The sequence below is a fragment of the Aeromonas sp. 604176 genome, assembly GCF_049170755.1.
Taxonomy (GTDB): Bacteria; Pseudomonadota; Gammaproteobacteria; order Enterobacterales; family Aeromonadaceae; genus Aeromonas; species Aeromonas veronii_A.
In genome coordinates this window covers 1-2,007 of record NZ_JAAKNE010000231.1, presented here as the reverse complement: position 1 = coordinate 2,007, position 2,007 = coordinate 1, and the positions used below count along the sequence as shown (strand labels likewise).

At 57.1% G+C, this 2,007-nt stretch carries 1 protein-coding gene; it reads right to left on the bottom strand.

Features of this window, described 5'->3' with window-relative positions:
* Window positions 1-40 precede the first annotated feature (40 nt).
* Entirely contained in the window at window positions 41-1,969 is a 1,929-nt protein-coding gene (dnaK, locus tag G5358_RS20925) for a molecular chaperone DnaK (protein WP_042053028.1), read from the bottom strand.
* Window positions 1,970-2,007: the final 38 nt, after the last annotated feature.

Here is a 2,007-nt window from a genome sequence, read left to right as displayed (position 1 = left end):
AGCCGATGGGCGAAGCGGACTCCGCCCATCTGGGTAGGGCTTACTTCTTGTCGTCTTTCACTTCTTCGAACTCGGCGTCGACTACGTCGTCGTCAGCCTTGGCAGAAGAGGAGGACTGACCGGCATCAGCACCGGCTGCACCCTGGGCCTGAGCCTGCTGCTGGGCAATTTCCATCAGCTTCTGGGACGCTTCCAGCAGAGCCTGCTGTTTGGCTTCGATAGCAGCCTTGTCGTCACCCTTGATGGCAACTTCCAGCTCGCTCAGCGCGGCTTCGATCTTGGTCTTGTCGTCGGCAGGCAGGGCCTCACCGGCTTCGGTGATCTGCTTGCGTACGGAGTGGACCAGACCATCAGCCTGGTTGCGAGCCTGTACCAGCTCTTCAAACTTCTTGTCCTCGGCCGCGTTGGCTTCGGCTTCGCGTACCATGCGCTCGATCTCGTCATCAGACAGACCAGAGGAGGCCTGGATGGTGATCTTCTGCTCTTTGTTGGTCTCTTTGTCTTTCGCAGAGACGTGCAGGATACCGTTGGCATCGATGTCGAAGGTCACTTCGATCTGCGGCAGACCACGCGGTGCCGGACGGATGCCTTCCAGGTTGAACTGGCCCAGAGACTTGTTGTCGCTGGCGCGCTTGCGCTCACCCTGCAGCACGTGAATGGTCACGGCAGACTGGTTGTCTTCAGCAGTGGAGAACACCTGGGACTTCTTGGTCGGAATGGTGGTGTTCTTCTCGATCAGCGCAGTCATCACGCTACCCATGGTTTCGATACCCAGGGAGAGCGGGGTAACGTCCAGCAGCAGTACGTCGGTCTTGTCACCGGACAGTACGGCGCCCTGGATGGCAGCACCCATGGCCACGGCTTCGTCCGGGTTGACGTCTTTACGCGGCTCTTTGCCAAAGAACTCGGCAACGGTCTTCTGAACCAGCGGCATACGGGTCTGACCACCGACCAGAATCACGTCGTCGATCTCGCCAACTGCCAGACCGGAGTCTTTCAGGGCGACACGAACCGGCTCCAGAGAGTCTTTCACCATGTCTTCTACCAGGGATTCCAGCTTGGCGCGGGTCACCTTGATGTTCATGTGCTTCGGACCGGTGGCATCTGCAGTGATGTACGGCAGGTTGACGTCGGTCTGCTGGGCAGAAGAGAGCTCGATTTTGGCTTTCTCGGCGGCATCTTTCAGACGCTGCAGAGCCAGCTGGTCGTTGCGCAGGTCGATGCCCTGCTCACGCTTGAACTCGTCTACCAGATAGTTGATGACGCGGTTGTCGAAGTCTTCACCACCCAGGTGGGTGTTACCGTTGGTCGCCAGAACTTCGAAGGTGGTTTCGCCTTCCACTTCATCGATCTCGATGATGGAGATATCGAAAGTACCGCCACCCAAGTCATATACGGCAACCTTGCGCTCGCCCTTGACCTTGTTCACGCCGTAAGCGAATGCAGCAGCAGTCGGTTCGTTGATGATGCGTTTTACATCCAGACCGGCGATGCGACCGGCATCCTTGGTAGCCTGACGCTGGGCGTCGTTGAAGTAGGCCGGAACAGTGATAACGGCTTCGGTTACCGGCTCGCCCAGATAGTCTTCAGCGGTCTTCTTCATCTTTTTCAGCACTTCGGCAGAGATCTGCGGCGGTGCCATTTTCTTGCCCTTCACTTCAACCCAGGCGTCGCCGTTGTCAGCTTTGGCGATGGCGTACGGCATGATTTTCAGGTCACGCTGCACTTCTTCATCTTCAAAACGACGACCGATCAGACGCTTGATGGCGAACAGGGTGTTTTTCGGGTTGGTGATGGCCTGACGCTTGGCCGGCTGACCAACCAGGATCTCGCCATCATCGGCATAGGCAATGATGGACGGAGTAGTACGATCGCCTTCTGCGTTCTCGATCACGCGAGCAGTGTCGCCATCCAGAATAGCGACGCAGGAGTTGGTAGTACCCAGGTCAATACCGATGATTTTACCCATTTGACGAATCTCCAAATACTTTGAATAAACTGGCGAGG

Coding starts and splice junctions, on each gene's coding strand:
- dnaK (WP_042053028.1), bottom strand. CDS start 1,969: ATGGGTAAAATCATCGGTATTGACCTGGGTACTACCAACTCCTGCGTC.